Origin of the sequence: Pseudonocardia sp. (genome assembly GCF_050250275.1) — a bacterium.
In the GTDB taxonomy this organism is placed as follows: domain Bacteria; phylum Actinomycetota; class Actinomycetes; order Mycobacteriales; family Pseudonocardiaceae; genus Pseudonocardia.
The window spans coordinates 125,268-141,862 of the sequence record NZ_JBFWOY010000004.1; the positions used below are offsets into that span (position 1 = coordinate 125,268).

The following is a 16,595-nucleotide window of genomic DNA, read 5'->3' on the forward strand; positions in this document are numbered from 1 at the left end:
GCAGTGCGGGCCTCTCGCCCCGGCGTGGTGCGGGCCTCTCGCCCCGGCGCGGTGCGCGCCTCTCGCTCTGGCGCAGTGCGGGCCTCTCGCCCCGGCGTGGTGCGGGCCTCTCGCCCCGGCGCGGTGCACGCCTCTCAGCCCGGTGCGGTGAGCGCCGACGCGACCCGGCCCGCCGCCTCGGCGAGCAACGACTCGTCGACCTCCGCGTAGCGCTTCCCCCGCGACGACATCAACGCGACGACGACCGGCGCCCGCCCCGGCGGCCACACCACCGCGACGTCGTTGGCCGTGCCGTAGCCACCCGTGCCGGTCTTGTCGGCGACCCGCCACCCCGCGGGCACCCCCGCCCGGATCCGCACGTCGCCGGTCGTGTTGCGCACCAGCAAGTCCTGCAACAGATCGCGGCGCTCGCCGGCGAGGACGTCGCCCAGGACGATCCGCTGCAGGTCCTGCCCCAACGCCCGGGGCGACGACGTGTCGCGCACGTCCCCCGGGGTCCCCTGCGCCAGCCCCGGCTCGATGCGATCGACGCGCGTGACCCCGTCGCCGATGCCCCGGACGAACGCCGTCAACCCCGCCGGGCCGCCGACCTCCCGCATCAACAGGTTGCCCGCCGTCCCGTCGCTGAACCGGACCGCGGCATCACACAGCTCCCGCACCGTCATGCCCGTCGCGACATGATCACGGGTGATGCGCGCGCTCGTCATCAGCTCGGCGGGGGAGTAGCCGACGACGGCGTCCAGCCGCTCCGGCGCCACGTCCCGCAGCACCGCCGCCGCCGCGAGGACCTTGAACGTCGAGCAGAACGCGAACCGCTCGTCCGCCCGGTGCGCCACCTCCACGCCACTGCCCGTGTCCCGGGCCCACACCCCCAGCCGCGCCCCGAAGCCGGCCTCGAGGTCATCGAACGAGACCACCGGCGCCGCAGCGGGCGACGTCGTCGCCGACGTCGACCGCGTCGGCGCCGGGGCGGTACATGCGGCCGCGGCGAGCAGCGGCAGCGCCCCGAGCAGGGCCCGACGTCTCATACGGTGATCACTGTCCGCCCGGGTCGTGCCACGCCGCGAGAGGCCGGCCGCCGCGTGGCGGCCGGCCCCTCCGCGGGTCAGCTGTGGTCGGTGACGTGCCGCGGGTCAGCGGTAGTTGGTGAACTGCAGCGCGATGCCGAAGTCCTTGCCCTTCAGCAGCGCGATGACGGCCTGCAGGTCGTCCTTCTTCTTGCCGGAGACACGCAGCTGGTCGCCCTGGATCTGCGCCTGCACGCCCTTGAACTTCTCGTCGCGGATGGCCTTGCTGATCTCCTTGGCCTTGTCCGACTCGATCCCCTGCAGGATCTTGCCGCTGACCTTGTAGACCTTCCCCGAGATCGCCGGCTCCCCGACCTCGAACGCCTTCAGCGAGATGTTGCGCTTGATCAACTTCTCCTTGAAGACCTCGACCGCGGCGTTCGCCCGCTCCTCCGTCTCGGACTCGATCGTGATCGCCTCCTCCCCGGACCAGGAGATCCCGGTGCCGGTTCCGCGGAAGTCGAACCGCTGCGACAGCTCCTTGGCGGCCTGGTTGAGGGCGTTGTCGACCTCTTGCCGGTCGACCTTGCTCACCACGTCGAACGACGGGTCGGCCATGGGCACCTCCTCATGACGGGCCCCCTGTGCGGACCCGATCTCGTGCTGTCGTATTCTTCTGCCCGCGCCCAGCGCACCCCGGCAGGTTGCCCGAGTGGCCAAAGGGAGCGGACTGTAAATCCGTCGGCTTAGCCTACGAAGGTTCGAATCCTTCACCTGCCACACCCCGGTCTACGGCCCTCTGACCAGCTAGAACAGGTCAGGGGGCCGTAGGTTTGTCCGGGCCCGCGTGATCAGCCGCCGATCGTCGTCCATGCCCGCGTCCATGGATTTCTGCCTACCATAGCGGCGTGACCAGGGCAGGTGGCACGTCGGCGGACCGCAGGCGGGGCAGCGTGCGCGTCCGCGGCGGGTCACTCCAGGTCCGCGTGTTCGCCGGTGTCGACCCGGTGACGGCGCGCGACCGGTACCTGTCGGAGACGGTCCGCGGGACCGACCGCGCCGCGCGCCGGGAAGCGGACAAGGTCCTCGCCCGGCTGCAGGCGCAGGTCGACGGCCAGCGCTCCGCGCAGAGCACGGTGTCTCTGGAGTACGCCATCAACGAGTGGCTGAGCACCGTCGAGATCGAGGACAGCACCCGCGACACCTACGTCGGCTACGTCGAGCGCACGATCCGCCCCGCGCTCGGCCAGGTGCCGATCTCGCGCATCTCCACCCGGATGCTGGAGACGCTCTACGCCGAGCTCCGGCGGTGCCGGGCCCGGTGCGGGGGGCGCTCGTTCGTCGTCCACCAGGTCGAGGGGCAGCACGACTGCGACCCGTCCGGCTGCCACCCGCACGTCTGCCGGCCGATGGCGGCCTCGACGGTCCGTCAGGTCCACGCCGTCATCAGCGGTGCGTTGAGCGCCGCGGTGCGCTGGGACTGGATCACGACCAACCCGGCCCGCGGTGCGCAGCGGCCCCGGCAGCTGCCGCCCCAGCCGGATCCGCCGTCGCCGTCGGACGCGGCACGGCTCGTCGACGGGGCATTCGCCGTCGACGACGACTGGGGCACGCTCGTGTGGCTGGTGATGACCACCGGGATGCGACGGGGCGAGGTCTGCGCGCTGCGCTGGTCGCGCATCGACCTGGACACCGGCGTGGTCGACGTCCGCCGCAGCTACCGGCTGCGCCACGGCGTCGGGACGGAGAAGGACACGAAGACCCACCAGATGCGCCGCATCGCGCTGGACACCGAGACCGTCGTCCTGCTTACCGAGCACAAGGACCGCTGCGCGCAGCGGCTGCGCGAGCTCGGGGCTGAGCTGGCCGATGACATGTACGTGTTCTCCAACTCCCGCCGCTTCGAGCCGACCACGCCGTGCTCGCCGCACTCGGTGTCGAGCCGGTACCGCAACCTCGCCCGCCGGCTCGGCATCGACACCCACATCCACGCGTTGCGGCACTACTCGGCGACGGAGTTGCTGACCGCCGGCGTGGACCTGCGCACCGTCGCCGGCCGGCTCGGTCACGGTGGCGGCGGAGCCACGACGCTGCGGGTGTACGCGGCGTGGGTGGCGGCGACCGATCGCCAGGCGGCGGAGATCCTGGGCTCCCGGATGCCCAAGCGCCCCGGCCGCAGCTGATCAGCGCTGGTGGTCTGCTCGGTGGTGGCGGGCCGACTGCGTGCGGCGGGCGAGGTCGATGCAGCCACCGGACCTCGCCGCCTCCTCTGCCATCTCGATGACCGCGCCTGCTGGGATGACGTAGCGGCTCCGGATCCGGACCGCCGGGAACGCGTCCGCGCGGATCGACCGGTAGACGGTCGCAGCATCCACTCGCAGGATCTCGGCGACCTCGGCCACGGTGTAGAAGATGGGTCCGTTCGTCGTCATGGCGGGCTCCCTCGGGTGCGTCTCCGAACGTCGCCGAGCTGCCGACATCCGTCCGACGAGCGTGCCGAGCACCGGCGGCGGATGCGTGGTCGCGGGCAACGGCTCCATCGACCCCACGGAGGGATCCCGACCCGGTCGGTGGTCGCAGCGTTGCGGATCCGTGGTCGTGGCGTTGCTGGGAACGCCGGAGCATCAGGCCCGAACGGAGGGCGAGAGCCGCGGAGCGGGCGACCCGTGTCGTGGCCTGATGGCGGTCGTACCGCGGTCGAGGCCCGGGCGGGCTCGCTGTGCCTGGACCTTCCGGACGGCGCCTGGGCGCGACGCGGACCATCGGTCGACCACGTCCGCAGCTGCGTCCGCCGCGTCGGCTTGGTGGGTGCGGCCACCTTCCCGCTGCCACGCTGCGATCTCCCGGACCAGTACGGCCACCGCCACGGCCAGCACGATGACCGCGCCCAGGTCGTCGTCGGTCGCGACCCGCCGTTGCCGGATCAGCTGCCGCGCCATGCGGCGCAGACCGACACTCGACGGACCCGCCCGCCCGACGCTGCGACCCGGTGCCCTGGCGGCCCGGTCGAACAGGTCCGCCGCCTCCCCGAGGTCTCGTCCCGCACCCGGCCATCCGCGGAGCGCGGTCAGCAGGTCGCCGGTCGCGTGTCCGATGCCGTCGACGTCCTCGACGCCTGCGCCACGACGGGCCGCAGCCACCGCGCGGCGGGCCCGTGCGACCTGCCCGGCCGTGGCCGAACGACCGGTAGCGGATCCTCCGGCGCTGTCGGCCCAGCGCTGCAGCAGCTTGGGCAGGGACAGGTCCGCGGCGAGCTTGCTGCCGCTGTAGAACACGGGTTGACCCGCCGAGCTGAGGTCGTCGGGTCGCGCCACCTTGAACCCGATCGGATCGCCGGACGGGGCCCGCCGCAGCTCGGCCAGATACCCGGCGGCGCACAACGCCTGGATGAATGCCTCGGCGCCGCTGCTCGCGATCGCGGCCTCGCGCACCGCACGCACCAGCCCCACCCGCGCCGGCTCCCGGCCCTGCCGTGTCGCCTTCTCGATCTCCCCACGCGACGGCGACCGCGCCGCGGTCCCATCGGCCGCCGCCGTCTCGGTCAGCGCGAGGCGTCGCTCGACCGCCCGCGCGGTCTCGCGCAGTCGCGGGTAGTCCCGGTACGGCCAGAACCGCCTGCCCGTGTCCTGCCGGACCAGCACGACGGCGATATGGATGTGGTCATCGGCGTGCCGCACGGCGAACCACCGCGGCCCGCCCGGGTCGTCCCGGCCCGCGATACCCGCACCGTCGAGCAGTTCGCGGGCGATCCCCACCCACTCGCCGTCGCTGAGCACCCGATCGTTGGCCGCGAGCCGGACCGAGCAGTGCCAGACGTACCCGCGCTTGCCGCTGTCGTCGCGGCGGTCGGGCAGCCCGGCGGCGACCGCTGGCGCGCGCAGGGCCGCGGCGAGCGGCCCGAGGTCCAGATCCCATGGACCCGTACCGGTCCGCGCCGGCTGCCATGCGGCGTCGAGGCCGTCCCAGCTCGCGATGACCCGCTGGTGTCGATGCTCCTCGGCGCGGCCGGGGCCCATCAGGTAGGCGATCAGCCCGCCCGGACGCCAGCCGTGCACCACTTTGGTGATCACCGCCGGGGTGGCTTCCGGGCGGCGTCACCGATCAGCGTGTCGAGACCGAGCAGCGCGACCATGACGCGCTCGCGGACGGCCGGGACGTCGTCGGCACCGAGGATATCGGCGACCTCGACCCGCACCCGGACCAGTTGCGCGACGACCTCGCGCCGGGACGTCGCCAGGTCCCAGCCCGCGCCGCCGTCGGCCGCGCGGACGGCGAGCTCCCGCATCCATGCCCCGACCGCGAGCCCCTCCCGCGCCGCACCGGCCTTGACCGCCGCGAGGTCGGCGTCGGACAGTCGCACCAACACCTGCCGCCGCCGCGGCGCAGCCGCGTGCGGCTGACCGCGACGCGGGACCGATGCTGGGTTGGCTTCCATCGCGGCGAGCCTCGTCGACGGCCGCTGCCGCAGCGTGGTCGATCGGGTTGTCGATGCGTGGTCGGTCCGTGGTCACTGGCTGACCACGGACCGACCCGCACGATCGAACCAAGCTAAAGGAGGTCGTCGACTACTTCGGTGGCAAGGCGGGTCGGAGGGGAGCCGTACCTCAGCCCCTGAGCCACTTGCTCCAGGCCGGGGATCAGGAAGAGCACACTGCCGACGAGGGCGGTGACGGCCGGGTTGCAGCGTGCTGCGCGGCAGTCAGAACAGGGCACGGACGGCCGTCATCGTCATGACCGCGACGACGAGCAGCACGAGCGCCACGGCACCGGCGGCCGCGCCGACCCCGATGGCGACGCAGCCCACGGCGAGCCCGACGCCCCATCGGCGCCGCCGTGCCCGGCCGAGCCCCAGTTCGATGTGGGTGAGCGCGCGCCGCTCCCGGGCGTCGAGGGGCCGGTCCCCCGAGTCGTCCAGCGAAGCCATCGCGGTGGTCGTGGGGCTCAGCGGGAGCGGGGGTCGTCGTCGGGTTGGTTCTCCCGGCCGGCGCGTTGGGCGAGCCGTTCGGACGGGGCACCTCCCCAGGCTGCGGCTCGCCCGCTGTGTGCCTCGGACCGGGTCTGCTCGACCAGGTGCGGGTAGTGCAGCTCGAACGCCGGGCGCTCCGAACGGATCCGGGGCAGCTCGGTGAAGTTGTGCCGCGGCGGCGGGCAGCTCGTGGCCCACTCCAGGGAGTTGCCGAAGCCCCACGGGTCGTCGACGGTGACGACCCGGCCGTAGCGGTAGGACTTGAAGACGTTCCAGATGAACGGCAGCGTCGACGCCCCGAGCACGAACGCGCCCACCGACGAGCCGAAGAACCAGAACAGGTGCTGGTAGAGGATCGCCCCGCCGTTGGCCGGGTCGAACACGTGCCCCCCGAGATGGCGGTCGGCCAGCAGCGCGGTGAGCACCGGGAAGGCGATGAGGATCAGCAGGCTGGTGACGAAGATGTTCCACACGAAGATCGGCATCCGGAACATCGTCATCCCGGGCGCCCGCATGCACACCACCGTGGTGATCATGTTGACCGCGCCCAGGATGGTGCCCAGCCCGGACACGATCAGCCCGACGATCCACAGGTCCTGCCCAGCGCCGGGCGAGTGCACCGGCCCGGACAGCGGCGCGTAGGCGAACCATCCCGAGTCCGCCGCCCCGCCCGGGGTGAGGAACCCCGAGAGCACGATCAGCCCGCCGAACAGGAACAGCCAGTAGGAGAACGCGTTGAGCCGCGGGAACGCGACGTCGGGGGCACCGATCTGCAGCGGCAGGATGTAGTTGGCGAACCCGAACAGGATCGGGGTGGCGTAGAGCAGCAGCATGATCGTGCCGTGCATGGTGAACAGCTGGTTGTACTGCTCGGTGGACAGGAACTGCATCCCCGGCGCGGCCAGCTCCCCGCGTATCAGCAACGCCATCGCCCCACCGGCCAGGAAGAACCCGAACGCGGTCACCAGGTACAGGATCGCGATGTCCTTCGGATCGCTCGTCCTGATCATCTTCAGGAACGTCGATCCTTTCCCGGTCCGGCGCGCCGGGTACTCCCGGGTGGTGACGGCTCGGGCTGGACCTGTGTCATGTCGACTCCTCGGAGGTGGTCGGGGGCGCGTACCGGCCCTCTGCGCAGGCCCGGCCCAGCACGGTGTCGAACATGGCGGCGGTGAGCAGGTTCGTGTTCGTGTTCTGTGGGCTCGGGTGGTAGCTGGCCAGCAGGACGGGGCCGTCCGGCGTGGCGACTCGGGCGCCGTGGGTGAACCGGGGCCTCGGGTCGACGTCGGCGGCGCGCAGTGCGGCGTCCCAGGCGAACGCGCCGAGGGCGAGGACGGCCCGCAGGTGCGGCAGCGCGTGCCACTCGTCGCGCAGGTGCTGCAGGCAGGCGTCGCGCTCGGCGGCCAGCGGGCGGTGGCCCGGTGGCGGGCAGCGGACCGCCGAGGCCATCCACGCCCCGCTCAGCCGCAGGCCGTCGCCGGCGTGCTCGGATCGCGGCTGGTCGGCGAGGCCGGCCCGGTGCAGGGCGGCGACGAGGAAGTCCGCCGACCGGTTGGCGGTGAACGGGCGGCCGGTCGGGTTGCCGGGCGCCGCGGTGGCCAGGCCCAGCAGGAACACCGTGGCGGCCGGGTCGCCGAAGCCGGGGACCGGCAGGCCGCGGTCGCCGTCCTCGCGCCAGGCGACCAGGCGGGGGCAGCGCCGGCAGGCGCGGATCCGGGCGGCCACGCGGGCCCGTTCGGCCTGGGTCGGGTCGGGAACAGGCATCGCGCAGAGCCTGGAGCGGCGCCGAGCCGGGCGCCACCCCACGCCGGCCTCGGAAGTCCCAAGTCCGGGCTTGTACCCGGCCGGGTGGGTTCAGGCCCGAAACAGGAGTTCGGCCGCGCCGACGGCTGCGCCGACCCCGATCACCAGCACCCCGACCGTCCACATCGCACCGCGTTCGACCGGGACGCGGTGCGCCGCAGCCCGGATGCGTCGTGCCCTGAGGAGCCCGAGGGCGGCGGTGGCGAGGGCGGCGACGGTGGCGATCACCGCGGCGAGGACGGCGGGGCCGCCGGTGGCGCTGTGCCGCAGCAACAGCAGGCTGCCGTTGACCAGCAGCGCGAGCGCGGTGCGTTCCCAGGCCAGCCCGGTGCGCTCGGCCTGGCGCCCGGGCCGGTCCGAACGGCCTCCGCGCACCCCGGCGGCCGTGCGGTGCGGCCGCGTCATGCGGGTAGGGCGAGCAGTACCGCCACGGTGGCGCCGAGCAGCACCAGCGCGGCGCCGATCAGCACCGGCATCCGGGTCGGCGGGAGGTCCTCGTCGCGGCTCATCGCCTGCTGGACCCGGTGCCAGCGCCACACGGCCGCGGCGGCCACGGCCACTCCCAGCGCGGTCAGGGCCATCCCGACGGCCTCGCGGCCACCGGCCGGACCAAACCGTGGCAGCAGGGTCACCACGGCGATCCCTCCGGCGTCCAGCGCGAGCGCGGTGCGCAACCACGCCAGGAAGGTGCGCTCGTTGGCGAGGGCGAACCGGTAGTCCGGGTCGGACCCGCCCTTCGGGCCGTCCGGGAGATGTTCCGTGTCGTCGGCCCGCAGCGGCCGATGATCGCGGTTGTGCCCGCGCCGGGCCTCCATGGCCCGGCTACGGCATTCCTTTATCCGGCGACGGGGTGCGTCCACGCCGGGACGGGCGTAGCCTCCCAGCACAGGCGATGGGGCTCGCCGTCAACCGCCGTCCAGGCTGATAGCTCCTACCCGGACCACCGTGGGTAGGAGGCCGTCCTCGTGAATGCGACGTCAAGCCGTTCCGGTGGTGGGCGGTGACCCTGGATCGACGACAGCGCCGGGCGCTGCGCGACATCGAGCGGGCGCTGTCGGTCGACGACCCGGTGCTGGCTGCCGCGCTGAGCGAGGGGCCGGGTCGGCTGCTGGTCGTCGGCCGGTGGGTGACGCGGTCACTGGCCTGGGGTGGCGCGCTGATGCTGCTGGCCGGTGTGGTGCTGCCCGACGGCGGATTCGTCGCCGGTGGGATGGTCGCGCTGCTGCTGTGCTGGATCCCGGCCCGGTACGCCGCCGATCCCGGCGGGGCGCAGCCGCGATGACCGGCAGGGACGCGCGGCGGGCCGTCGACCCGGACGTCGACCTGCACGTTCCGGCCCAGCGGGCCGAGCTCGCCGCGCCGGCCCGGTGGCGGGTACTGGCGGCGATCGCGGTCGGCGGGGTGATCGGCGCGCAGGCGCGCTACGTGCTGGGGATGGTCCTGCCGCACCGCGCCGGCGGCTTCCCGTGGGCGACGCTGCTGACCAACGTCTCGGGGTGCCTGCTGATCGGGGTGCTGATGGTGCTGGTCACCGAGCGGTACCGGGCTCACCCGCTGGCCCGGCCGCTGCTCGGGGTCGGGGTGCTCGGCGGCTACACCACGTTCTCCACCTACACCGTCGAGGCCCTCGGCGCCGTCGTGGCCGGGCGGCCGTGGATCGCGCTGGGCTACGTCGTGGTCACCCCGCTGCTGGCAGTCGCGGCGGCGACGCTCGGGGTGGTCGTGACCCGCAGGTGGGCGGGGGTGCGGCGGTGACGGCGCTGGTCGGGGTGCTCGCGGTGGCGGTGGGGGCCGCGGTCGGCGCGCCGCTACGCTACCTGGTGGACCGGGCGGTGCAGGGCCGGCACGGCTCGTCGTTCCCGTGGGGCACGTTCGTCGTCAACGTCGCCGGGTCGTTCGTGCTCGGCCTGGTGACGGGCCTGGCGCCCGGCCCGGCGCTCGTCGCCGCGGTCGGTGTCGGCTTCTGCGGGGCGCTGACGACCTACAGCACGTTCGCCTACGAGAGCGCCGGGCTGCTGGAGCGCCGCCGGGTGCGGGTCGCGGCCGCGTACGTGGTGGGGAGCGTCGTGGCCGGCCTGGCCGCGGCGTCGCTGGGCTACCTGATCGGGATGAGGGTGACATGAGCGACCGGGTGCAGTTGCAGGCCGCCGCCGGCCCGGCGGCGGGACATCTGGTGGTCGGCCACGACCGTTCCGCGTCGGCCGGGCGGGCCCTGGAGGTGGCGGTGGACCTCGCCCGGCGGCTCGGCGGGGCGGCGGTGCACGTGGTACACGGTGTCGATCTCGACGACTACCCGATCGATCCGGACAGCGCGGACTGGGACCAGCAGGCCGCCCGCGCGCTGGAGGAACAGCGGCGGGCGGTGCGCGACGTCGCCGGTGGCGCCCTCGGTGGGTGGAGCTACCACGCCGGCCGCGGCGACCCGGCCGACCTGCTCGTCGCTCTCGCCCAGGAGGTCGACGCGCTGATGATCGTGGTCGGGACCCAGGGGGAGGGGGTGTCCGCGGTGTTCGAGCGGGTGCTCGACCGGTCGGTGTCGCACGCGGTGATCCACCGCCAGCACCGGCCGGTCCTCGTGGTCCCCCCGTCCTGACCGCCGTCAACCGCCGGGGTCCGGCCTGGCCGCGGAGTGCGCCGTGGCCACCGCGAGCACGTCGCGCGACTCCGGTCCGAGCGTGCGCCCGGTGGCCCACACCGCACGCAGCGTGCGGTCCAGAGCGGCCCCGATGACCGGTACCGCCACCAGCTGACCGTGTCGCAGCTCCTCGGCCACCGCGAGCGAGCTCAGCACCGCGGGTCCGACCCCGGCCGCGACCGCGGCCTTGATCGCGGTGGTGGACGACAGCTCGACCGAGGGCGCCGCCACGTCCGGCAGCCCGTGCAGCAGCAGCTCGGTCGTCTCGCGCGTGCCCGACCCCGGCTCGCGTTGCACCAGCGGTGTGCCGGCCAGCTCGGCGACCTCCACCGGCCGGCCACACCGCGTCCAGGGGTGCTCGCGCGCCACGACCAGGACGAGACGGTCGTGCCCCACGGGGCAGCTCTCCAGGCCGGCCGGTGTCGACGGGCCCTCCACGAAACCCACACCGACCCCGCCGGTGAGCACCTGCTCGGCCACCTGCGCGGAGTTCACCACCCGCACCGAGACGACCGCGTCCGGCCGCCGGGCCCGCAGCCCGGTCAGCCACGAGGGCACCAGGTACTCCGCCACGGTCAGGCTGGCCGCGACCTGCAGCTGCCGGGTGTGGCCGCTGCGCAGCGACTCGACCCCGCCGTCGAGGGCCACGGCCGCGTCCACCACGTCCCGGGCCCACCCCACCACCGCCGCACCGTCCGCGGTGAGCGCCGAGCCCAGGGCGGAGCGGTCGATCAGCGACAGCCCGAGCAGACCCTCGAGGTGCCTGATCCGCGACCCGGCCGCGGGCTGGGAGATCCCGTGCGCCTGCGCGGCCCGTCCCAGGCTGCCCAGCCGGGCCACGCTGAGCAGCAGGTCCAGGGCCCCGATGTCGGGCACCCGAGGTGGCAGCGGCATCCGCGGAGCCTATCGGCGGTCGGGGCATGGTGTCCGGCCGGTTGCCGCGGGCGAGCAACAGCCGGGCCGCAGCGGGCGTCGGCGGACTGTCGGGCAGACACCGCGCAGCCCGCCGCACCCTGAACGTGGCCGGGGCCGACTCTCGCTGCGGCCGTCGTCCGCCGTCCTGGTCGCCGGTGGGATCGGTCTGTCGTTCCTTCTGGGTCCGGACGAGGTCGGGTTCGCTCCCGGCGTCGTGGTGCTGAATCTTCCTTTCGCACTGCTCTGCTGGGAGGCTCGCACGACCTCCCTGCGGGAGATCCGGTCGCTGTTGCCGGTCGGTACTGCTCGCCGCGGAGGTGGTGCACGGCTCGGGGTGATCGCGGTGGTGGTCTACGGCCTGGCGCACAGCAGGCTGAGCCCGCGGGGGATCCGGGCACGGACCCGGTTGCCGTCGCGCGCCTCCTGGCAGCTGACCACGTTCCTGCTCAACGGTGCGCTGTTCGTGCTGGTGGGTCTGCAGGTGCGACCCGCGTTCGGCGCGACCGAACCGCGCGAGCTCGTCCGGGCGGTCGCGCTGATCGGCGCCGTGGCGGTGACGGTGGCCGTGGACCGGCTGGTCTGGTTCGCGGTCGCCGTGGATCGCGGAGGTGGGGGCAGCGGGGCGCACCGACCACCTCACCCAGGACGAGGGCGACCGGCTACAGCGGCCACCCGTCCGACGAGACGGCACCGGCCGTCTCCGCCGACCTCGCCGGGCGCCGTGCATCTCGTACCGCGATCAGCCTGGCGACTACCCGATCGACCCCGACGCCGCGGACCGGAGGCGCAGGCCCGACGCGTCCTGGATCCCCGGCGTGCTCGGGTCGAGGCCGTGCCGGCCGGGTCCGGCGGCGGATGGAGCCACCACGCCACGCCGGCCGCCCGGCCTGCGCCGATCAGTGATCCTCGATACCGTCCCGGGCGTTGCTCCAGGCCCCGGCGACAGCCCGTGGCGTCGGATGCGGAGGCTGGTGGGTATGGGTGAGCAGTGGAGCGGGGTGGGCTCCGCCCTGGTCCGTGATTTCGTCGACGACTTCCCGGTGATCCATCTGATCATCGGCGGGGTCGGGAACGCGACGTTCCTGGTGGGGAGCGCGTTCTTCCTGGTCCCGAGCCTGGAGACGGCCGCGTTGTGGCTGTTCGTGGTGGGGTCGTTCGGAATGCTCGTGGGCAGCCTCGGGGAGGCGTTCGTGCGGTACCGGCGCAGACGCCGTCCCGACTGAGCTCATCGATCACGAGAGGGGTACGACAGTGCAGCCCCGAGATGTGTACGACCGCAGCGCCGAGTTGGAGGTGCTCGACGTCGGGGAGGACGACGAGTGGTCCGCGGGCCGAGTCGAGGGCGCCCGACACATCCCGCTGGACAGCTGGGGGACCGCCTCGATGAGCTCGACACGGCCGCCCCGTCGTCACGGTGTGCCGCACCGGCGGGCGTGCGGCCAAGGCGACCGAGCACCTGACCGAAGCGGGTCTGTCGGCGCAGGTGATGGTCGACGGCATGCAGGGATGGGACCCGCGACGGGCTGCCGGTCCGGGGCGCCGACGGCACCCCCGGCCGCGTGGCCTGAGTTCACCATCACGACAACGAGAGGTTCGACGATGCGCCGAACGACCTTGACCCTCGCCGCGGCCGCGGCGCTCGCGTTGGCCGGCTGCGGATCCGGTGGAGGCGGCACCGGGGACGCCCCGGCGGCGGCACCGGCGGCGGGCGGTGCGGAGGCGCCGCAGGTGCCCGGCCTGGTGGTGTACGAGAGCGCCTACGACGTCGCCGAGACCAGCGAGCGGGTGCAGTCCGGGCTGGCCGAGGCCGGGATGGTGACCGCGGTGGTCGACCACGCCGCGAACGCCGAGTCGGTCGGAGAGGAGCTGCGCCCGACCACGCTGGTGATCGGCGGCGCACCGATGGCGGGCACCCCGGTCATGAGCGAGGCTCAGACCGCCGGGGTCGACCTGCCGCAGAAGTACCTGAGCTGGGAGGCCGAGGACGGCACCGTCTACCTGGGCTACAACTCCGCGGAGTACATCGGTGCCCGCGCGGGCATCGCGGCCGGCTCGGAGGCTCTGGAGGGCTTGCGGATGGGTTCCGCGATGATCTCCGCGACGGCCGGCGGCAACGACGAGCCGGTGACGACCGGTGAGGGTGAGGTGTCCGGCGACGGTTACCTCGTCGAGCAGGTCAGCGACGTCGGCGTGGCCGAGGCGATCACCCGCTACGAGGAGGCGTTCGCCGCGAAGGACCTGATGCCGGTGGCGACGGTGGACCACGCGGCGGGTGCGGCGTCGATCGGGGAGCAGTTGCGCCCGACGTCGGTGACGTTCGTCGGTAACCCGCAGGTCGGCACCATGTTGTTGCAGGCGAACCAGACGATGGGCATCGACCTGCCGGTGCGCTATCTGGCCTGGGAGGACGAGGCGGGTGTGGTGCACGTCGGGCATCCCGACATCCGGGTACTGGCGCAGCGGCACGGGTTGAGCGGGGTGGACGGCGTGCTGGACATGGTCGAGACGGCTACGACGACCTTCACCGGCACCGCCGCGGGCGGCTGACCGCGGACCGTACGTCTCGTGACGGCCGGCGCTTGTCCGAGGGTCATCGGCGGCGGGTGGCGATGCGGAGCAGGTCGCGGGCGGGTCCGGTGGGGGTGGAGCCATCGGCCCAGACCGCGGACAGGTCCCGGGTGAGGACGAGGCCGTGCACCCGCACTCGGATGAGCCGGCCGGTGGCGAGGTCGTCATGGACGGCGAGGTCGGAGAGCACGGCGGGCCCGGCGCCGGCGAGCACCGCGCTGCGGATCGCGGAGGTGGACGACAGTTCCACGGCGGGATCTGCGGGGGACACCGCGCGTTCGTAGGCCCGTCGGGTGCCGGAGCCGGCCTCGCGGGCGACCAGCGGGGTGGCGGCGAGCGCGGCGACGTCGGGGGCCCGGCGGGTCCACGGATGGCCGGGCGGCACGACGACGACCAGCTCGTCTCGGGCGACGACCTGGTGGGCGAGCCCGGGCGGCAGGTCGGGTCCCTCGACGAAGCCGAGCTCGGTGGTGCCGTCGAGGATCTCGGCGATCACCTGGTCGCTGTTGTGCACGGCGAGGTGCACGGCGGTGCGGGGACGCGCGGCGGCGGTCTGCTCGGCGGCCAGCGCGACGAGCCAGCCGGGGAGCAGGTACTCGGCGACGGTGAAGCTGGCCGCGATCGCGAGGTGCCCGTCGCGGCGTTCGCGCAGCGAGTCGATGCCGGCGTCGAGCTCGGCGGCGGCGTTCAGCACGGGTGTGGACCAGCCGACGAGGAGCCGCCCGGCGTCGGTCAGGCGGCTGCCCCGGGGGGTGCGCTGCACCAGCGGGACGCCGATAAGCCGTTCGATCGTGCGGATGCGGGCCGAGACCGCCTGCTGGGTCAGGCCGAGCTCGCGTCCGGCCGCCCCGAAGCTGCCCGTGCCGGCCACGGTGACCAGCAGCTCCAGCGAGCTCAGGTCGGGGACGTGCGGGGACAGGGCCACGTCCGCAGGGTAGGCCGAGCCACAAAGCCGCTTTGGGGATACCCCGCGACGGGGTGGCTACCGGACGGCCGGACACCCGCCGATGATCGGGACCATGACCACGACCACGACCGCCCCCGGACGTCCGGCAGCCACGCCGCACCTGCTGCACCGGATCGGCCTGTTCGCCGACCTGGAGCACCCGCGCCACGTCATCGCGCACCTCGGACCGAACTGGTACGCCTCGATCATGGGCACCGGCATCGTCGCCAACGCGGCGGTGACGCTCCCGCTGCAGTTCGCCGGTCTGCGCGCGGCGGCCACGGTCGTCTGGGGCGTCGCGGCGATCATGCTGGTGGCCTTGACGGTGGCGTGGGCGGCGCACTGGACCCGGCACCGGGACCACGCCCGCGGGCACGCGGCGAACCCGGTGATGGCGCAGTTCTACGGCGCCCCGCCGATGGCGCTGCTCACCGTCGGTGCGGGCACGCTGCTGCTGGGCCGCGACCTGCTGGGGGAGAGCCTGGCCGTGCACATCGACTGGGTGCTGTGGACCGTCGGCACCGTCGCCGGGCTGGCCAGCGCGGTGATCATCCCGTTTCTCATGATCACCCGCCACGAGCTGCGCTCGGACTCGGTCTTCGCCGGCTGGCTGATGCCGGTGGTGCCGCCGATGGTCTCGGCCGCCACCGGGGCGCTGCTGGTGCCCTACGCCGCGCCGGGACAGGCCCGGCTATCGCTGCTGCTGGCCTGCTACGCCATGTTCGGGCTGAGCCTGCTCGCGTCGGTGATGATCACCACGCTGATCCTGTACCGGCTGGCGGTGCACGGGACCGGGCCCGCGGCGACGGTGCCGACGATGTGGATCGTGCTGGGCTGGCTCGGCCAGTCGATCACCGCGGTCAACCTGCTCGGCGGGGTGGCACACCTGGCCCTGCCCGCCCCGTTGTCCACCGCGCTGGAGGTGTTCGGCGTGGTCTACGGGGTGCCGGTGTTCGGGTTCACGCTGCTCTGGATCGCGCTGGCCGGCGCGGTCACCGTGCACACCGCCCGGGCGGGCCTGCCGTTCTCGCTGACCTGGTGGTCGTTCACCTTCCCCGTGGGCACCGTCGTCACCGGCACGAGCGCGCTGGCGCTGCACACCGGGGACTCCGTGCTGGCCGTGCTGGCGGTGGTGTTCTACGCCGGGCTGGTCGGCGCGTGGATCACGGTCGCGGCCCGAACCGCCCGGGGGAGTGCCCGGGGCCACCTGTTCCTGCCGCCCGCCCCGGCCCCCGCCTGATCGAGACCCCGGCCGGCGCAGGCCCGGTCAGCCGGTCACGTCGATCGTCTGCGTGCCGCCGCCCCAGCCGTTGGCCTGGTCGCGGCCCTCGACGACCACGCTGCTCACCCCCGCGGGCAGGGTGACGCCGGACAGGCTGCGGGTGAAGGGCTGCTCGGTGGCGTGGTCGTGGGTCAGCTCGGTGACGCCGTAGACGGTGCCGTCCTCGCCGCGGACCCGGAACGCGTCGGCGTAGCGCTCGGGAGAGTCGTAGGGCGAGCTGACGGTCACCGCGAAGGAGAACGTGGGCGCGGAACCGGTGACCGCGACGTCGACGATGTCGGGGAAGCGCTGCTCCGTCACCGCGCCGGAGTCGTCGGCAGGGGTATCGGCCGCCGGGGTGCCGGACGTTGACGGGGTCGGTGCGGTGGTCGCGGGGGCGGTCGAGCAGCCGGCGGCGAGGGCGGCGAGGAGGGCGAGGAGGGCGAGAACCGGGATGCGTCGCATGATCCGACCCTTTCATGATCGTCTGAGTG

Annotated in this window: 20 protein-coding genes, 1 tRNA gene, 1 pseudogene and 1 riboswitch; of the genes and pseudogenes, 9 read left to right on the forward strand and 13 right to left on the reverse strand. The window is 73.8% G+C overall.

Annotation, left to right across the window (positions count from 1 at the left end; translation table 11 throughout):
* Positions 1-134 precede the first annotated feature (134 nt).
* Together bla and AB7F12_RS05730 are read right to left on the reverse strand one after the other, a co-directional pair.
* Positions 135-1,028, reverse strand: coding sequence for a class A beta-lactamase (bla, locus tag AB7F12_RS05725; protein WP_428502606.1), 894 nt, complete (start codon positions 1,026-1,028; stop codon positions 135-137).
* Positions 1,029-1,133: 105 nt separating this feature from the next.
* The gene (locus tag AB7F12_RS05730) at positions 1,134-1,625 is read right to left on the reverse strand and encodes a YajQ family cyclic di-GMP-binding protein (protein ID WP_428502607.1); all 492 of its coding nucleotides are present in this window, start codon (positions 1,623-1,625) and stop codon (positions 1,134-1,136) included.
* An 80-nt stretch (positions 1,626-1,705) separates the two neighbouring features.
* On the opposite strand from AB7F12_RS05730, the gene AB7F12_RS05735 reads away from it, so the two are divergent.
* Together AB7F12_RS05735 and AB7F12_RS05740 are read left to right on the forward strand one after the other, a co-directional pair.
* Positions 1,706-1,787 (forward strand) — tRNA-Tyr (locus tag AB7F12_RS05735).
* Positions 1,788-1,915: 128 nt separating this feature from the next.
* Positions 1,916-3,190, forward strand: coding sequence for a tyrosine-type recombinase/integrase (locus AB7F12_RS05740; protein ID WP_218602097.1), 1,275 nt, complete (start codon positions 1,916-1,918; stop codon positions 3,188-3,190).
* Here AB7F12_RS05740 and AB7F12_RS05745 read toward each other — a convergent pair whose 3' ends face one another.
* The 8 genes and pseudogenes from AB7F12_RS05745 to AB7F12_RS05780 form a co-directional block, all read right to left on the reverse strand.
* Positions 3,191-3,439, reverse strand: a complete 249-nt coding sequence (locus AB7F12_RS05745) for a helix-turn-helix domain-containing protein (RefSeq protein WP_218602098.1) — start codon at positions 3,437-3,439, stop codon at positions 3,191-3,193.
* Positions 3,440-3,631: 192 nt separating this feature from the next.
* Complete coding sequence (locus AB7F12_RS05750; RefSeq protein ID WP_218602099.1) at positions 3,632-5,077, reverse strand: relaxase/mobilization nuclease domain-containing protein; 1,446 nt, start codon at positions 5,075-5,077, stop codon at positions 3,632-3,634.
* Complete coding sequence (locus tag AB7F12_RS05755; RefSeq protein WP_218602100.1) at positions 5,074-5,367, reverse strand: hypothetical protein; 294 nt, start codon at positions 5,365-5,367, stop codon at positions 5,074-5,076. Before AB7F12_RS05755 ends, AB7F12_RS05750 begins: the two co-directional genes overlap by 4 nt.
* Positions 5,368-5,706: 339 nt before the next feature.
* Positions 5,707-5,931 (reverse strand): hypothetical protein, encoded by a 225-nt coding sequence (locus tag AB7F12_RS05760; protein ID WP_218602101.1) that lies wholly within the window; start codon positions 5,929-5,931, stop codon positions 5,707-5,709.
* Positions 5,932-5,948: 17 nt separating this feature from the next.
* Positions 5,949-7,063 (reverse strand): annotated as a pseudogene (locus tag AB7F12_RS05765) (cytochrome c oxidase subunit I).
* Entirely contained in the window at positions 7,060-7,737 is a 678-nt protein-coding gene (locus tag AB7F12_RS05770; RefSeq protein ID WP_218602102.1) for a uracil-DNA glycosylase family protein, read from the reverse strand. Before AB7F12_RS05770 ends, AB7F12_RS05765 begins: the two are co-directional and overlap by 4 nt.
* Before the next feature lie 90 nt (positions 7,738-7,827).
* Entirely contained in the window at positions 7,828-8,181 is a 354-nt protein-coding gene (locus AB7F12_RS05775) for a DUF202 domain-containing protein (RefSeq protein WP_218602103.1), read from the reverse strand.
* Complete coding sequence (locus AB7F12_RS05780) at positions 8,178-8,591, reverse strand: YidH family protein (protein WP_218602104.1); 414 nt, start codon at positions 8,589-8,591, stop codon at positions 8,178-8,180. Before AB7F12_RS05780 ends, AB7F12_RS05775 begins: the two co-directional genes overlap by 4 nt.
* Positions 8,592-8,655: 64 nt before the next feature.
* Positions 8,656-8,717: riboswitch (Fluoride riboswitch) on the forward strand.
* A 59-nt stretch (positions 8,718-8,776) separates the two neighbouring features.
* On the opposite strand from AB7F12_RS05780, the gene AB7F12_RS05785 reads away from it, so the two are divergent.
* The 4 genes from AB7F12_RS05785 to AB7F12_RS05800 are packed head-to-tail and all read left to right on the forward strand — an operon-like array spanning position 8,777 to position 10,369.
* Positions 8,777-9,058: a DUF3040 domain-containing protein gene (locus tag AB7F12_RS05785; RefSeq protein ID WP_218602105.1), complete on the forward strand. Its 282-nt coding sequence runs from the start codon at positions 8,777-8,779 to the stop codon at positions 9,056-9,058.
* Complete coding sequence (gene crcB / locus AB7F12_RS05790; protein ID WP_218616437.1) at positions 9,055-9,531, forward strand: fluoride efflux transporter CrcB; 477 nt, start codon at positions 9,055-9,057, stop codon at positions 9,529-9,531. The genes AB7F12_RS05785 and crcB (AB7F12_RS05790) overlap by 4 nt, the downstream gene beginning before the upstream one ends.
* On the forward strand, positions 9,528-9,899 hold the full coding sequence (gene crcB / locus AB7F12_RS05795) for a fluoride efflux transporter CrcB (RefSeq protein ID WP_308187708.1): 372 nt from the start codon (positions 9,528-9,530) through the stop codon (positions 9,897-9,899). Before crcB (AB7F12_RS05790) ends, crcB (AB7F12_RS05795) begins: the two co-directional genes overlap by 4 nt.
* Positions 9,896-10,369, forward strand: a complete 474-nt coding sequence (locus AB7F12_RS05800; protein WP_218605806.1) for a universal stress protein — start codon at positions 9,896-9,898, stop codon at positions 10,367-10,369. The genes crcB (AB7F12_RS05795) and AB7F12_RS05800 overlap by 4 nt, the downstream gene beginning before the upstream one ends.
* 6 nt (positions 10,370-10,375) lie before the next feature.
* Here AB7F12_RS05800 and AB7F12_RS05805 read toward each other — a convergent pair whose 3' ends face one another.
* Positions 10,376-11,305: a LysR family transcriptional regulator gene (locus tag AB7F12_RS05805; RefSeq protein ID WP_218605807.1), complete on the reverse strand. Its 930-nt coding sequence runs from the start codon at positions 11,303-11,305 to the stop codon at positions 10,376-10,378.
* Between the two features lie 998 nt (positions 11,306-12,303).
* Between AB7F12_RS05805 and AB7F12_RS05810 the strand changes: the two genes are divergently transcribed.
* Both AB7F12_RS05810 and AB7F12_RS05815 read left to right on the forward strand, forming a co-directional pair.
* A complete protein-coding gene (locus AB7F12_RS05810; RefSeq protein WP_218605808.1) occupies positions 12,304-12,549 on the forward strand; it encodes a YrhK family protein in 246 nt (81 codons plus the stop codon).
* Positions 12,550-12,925: 376 nt separating this feature from the next.
* Positions 12,926-13,873 carry a DUF302 domain-containing protein gene (locus AB7F12_RS05815; protein WP_218616438.1) on the forward strand — a complete coding sequence of 316 codons (948 nt, stop codon included), beginning with the start codon at positions 12,926-12,928 and terminating at the stop codon, positions 13,871-13,873.
* Between the two features lie 43 nt (positions 13,874-13,916).
* Here the strand turns inward: AB7F12_RS05815 and AB7F12_RS05820 are convergent, their stop codons facing one another.
* Complete coding sequence (locus tag AB7F12_RS05820) at positions 13,917-14,819, reverse strand: LysR family transcriptional regulator (protein WP_308187709.1); 903 nt, start codon at positions 14,817-14,819, stop codon at positions 13,917-13,919.
* Positions 14,820-14,913: 94 nt separating this feature from the next.
* Here AB7F12_RS05820 and AB7F12_RS05825 point away from each other — a divergent pair, with 94 nt between their 5' ends.
* Positions 14,914-16,080 (forward strand): TDT family transporter, encoded by a 1,167-nt coding sequence (locus AB7F12_RS05825; RefSeq protein ID WP_218616439.1) that lies wholly within the window; start codon positions 14,914-14,916, stop codon positions 16,078-16,080.
* 27 nt (positions 16,081-16,107) lie between these two features.
* On the opposite strand, the gene AB7F12_RS05830 is transcribed toward AB7F12_RS05825, so the two are convergent.
* Positions 16,108-16,566 carry a hypothetical protein gene (locus AB7F12_RS05830; protein WP_218616440.1) on the reverse strand — a complete coding sequence of 153 codons (459 nt, stop codon included), beginning with the start codon at positions 16,564-16,566 and terminating at the stop codon, positions 16,108-16,110.
* Positions 16,567-16,595 lie beyond the last annotated feature (29 nt).

Bases quoted from the DNA above. Each gene is read 5' to 3' on its own strand.
- bla (WP_428502606.1), bottom strand. From the start codon at position 1,028: ATGAGACGTCGGGCCCTGCTCGGGGCGCTGCCGCTGCTCGCCGCGGCC.
- AB7F12_RS05730 (WP_428502607.1), bottom strand. From the start codon at position 1,625: ATGGCCGACCCGTCGTTCGACGTGGTGAGCAAGGTCGACCGGCAAGAG.
- AB7F12_RS05745 (WP_218602098.1), bottom strand. From the start codon at position 3,439: ATGACGACGAACGGACCCATCTTCTACACCGTGGCCGAGGTCGCCGAG.
- AB7F12_RS05760 (WP_218602101.1), bottom strand. From the start codon at position 5,931: ATGGCTTCGCTGGACGACTCGGGGGACCGGCCCCTCGACGCCCGGGAG.
- AB7F12_RS05770 (WP_218602102.1), bottom strand. From the start codon at position 7,737: ATGCCTGTTCCCGACCCGACCCAGGCCGAACGGGCCCGCGTGGCCGCC.
- AB7F12_RS05775 (WP_218602103.1), bottom strand. From the start codon at position 8,181: ATGACGCGGCCGCACCGCACGGCCGCCGGGGTGCGCGGAGGCCGTTCG.
- AB7F12_RS05780 (WP_218602104.1), bottom strand. From the start codon at position 8,591: ATGGAGGCCCGGCGCGGGCACAACCGCGATCATCGGCCGCTGCGGGCC.
- crcB (WP_218616437.1), top strand. From the start codon at position 9,055: ATGACCGGCAGGGACGCGCGGCGGGCCGTCGACCCGGACGTCGACCTG.
- AB7F12_RS05800 (WP_218605806.1), top strand. From the start codon at position 9,896: ATGAGCGACCGGGTGCAGTTGCAGGCCGCCGCCGGCCCGGCGGCGGGA.
- AB7F12_RS05805 (WP_218605807.1), bottom strand. From the start codon at position 11,305: ATGCCGCTGCCACCTCGGGTGCCCGACATCGGGGCCCTGGACCTGCTG.
- AB7F12_RS05810 (WP_218605808.1), top strand. From the start codon at position 12,304: ATGGGTGAGCAGTGGAGCGGGGTGGGCTCCGCCCTGGTCCGTGATTTC.
- AB7F12_RS05815 (WP_218616438.1), top strand. From the start codon at position 12,926: ATGCGCCGAACGACCTTGACCCTCGCCGCGGCCGCGGCGCTCGCGTTG.
- AB7F12_RS05825 (WP_218616439.1), top strand. From the start codon at position 14,914: ATGACCACGACCACGACCGCCCCCGGACGTCCGGCAGCCACGCCGCAC.
- AB7F12_RS05830 (WP_218616440.1), bottom strand. From the start codon at position 16,566: ATGCGACGCATCCCGGTTCTCGCCCTCCTCGCCCTCCTCGCCGCCCTC.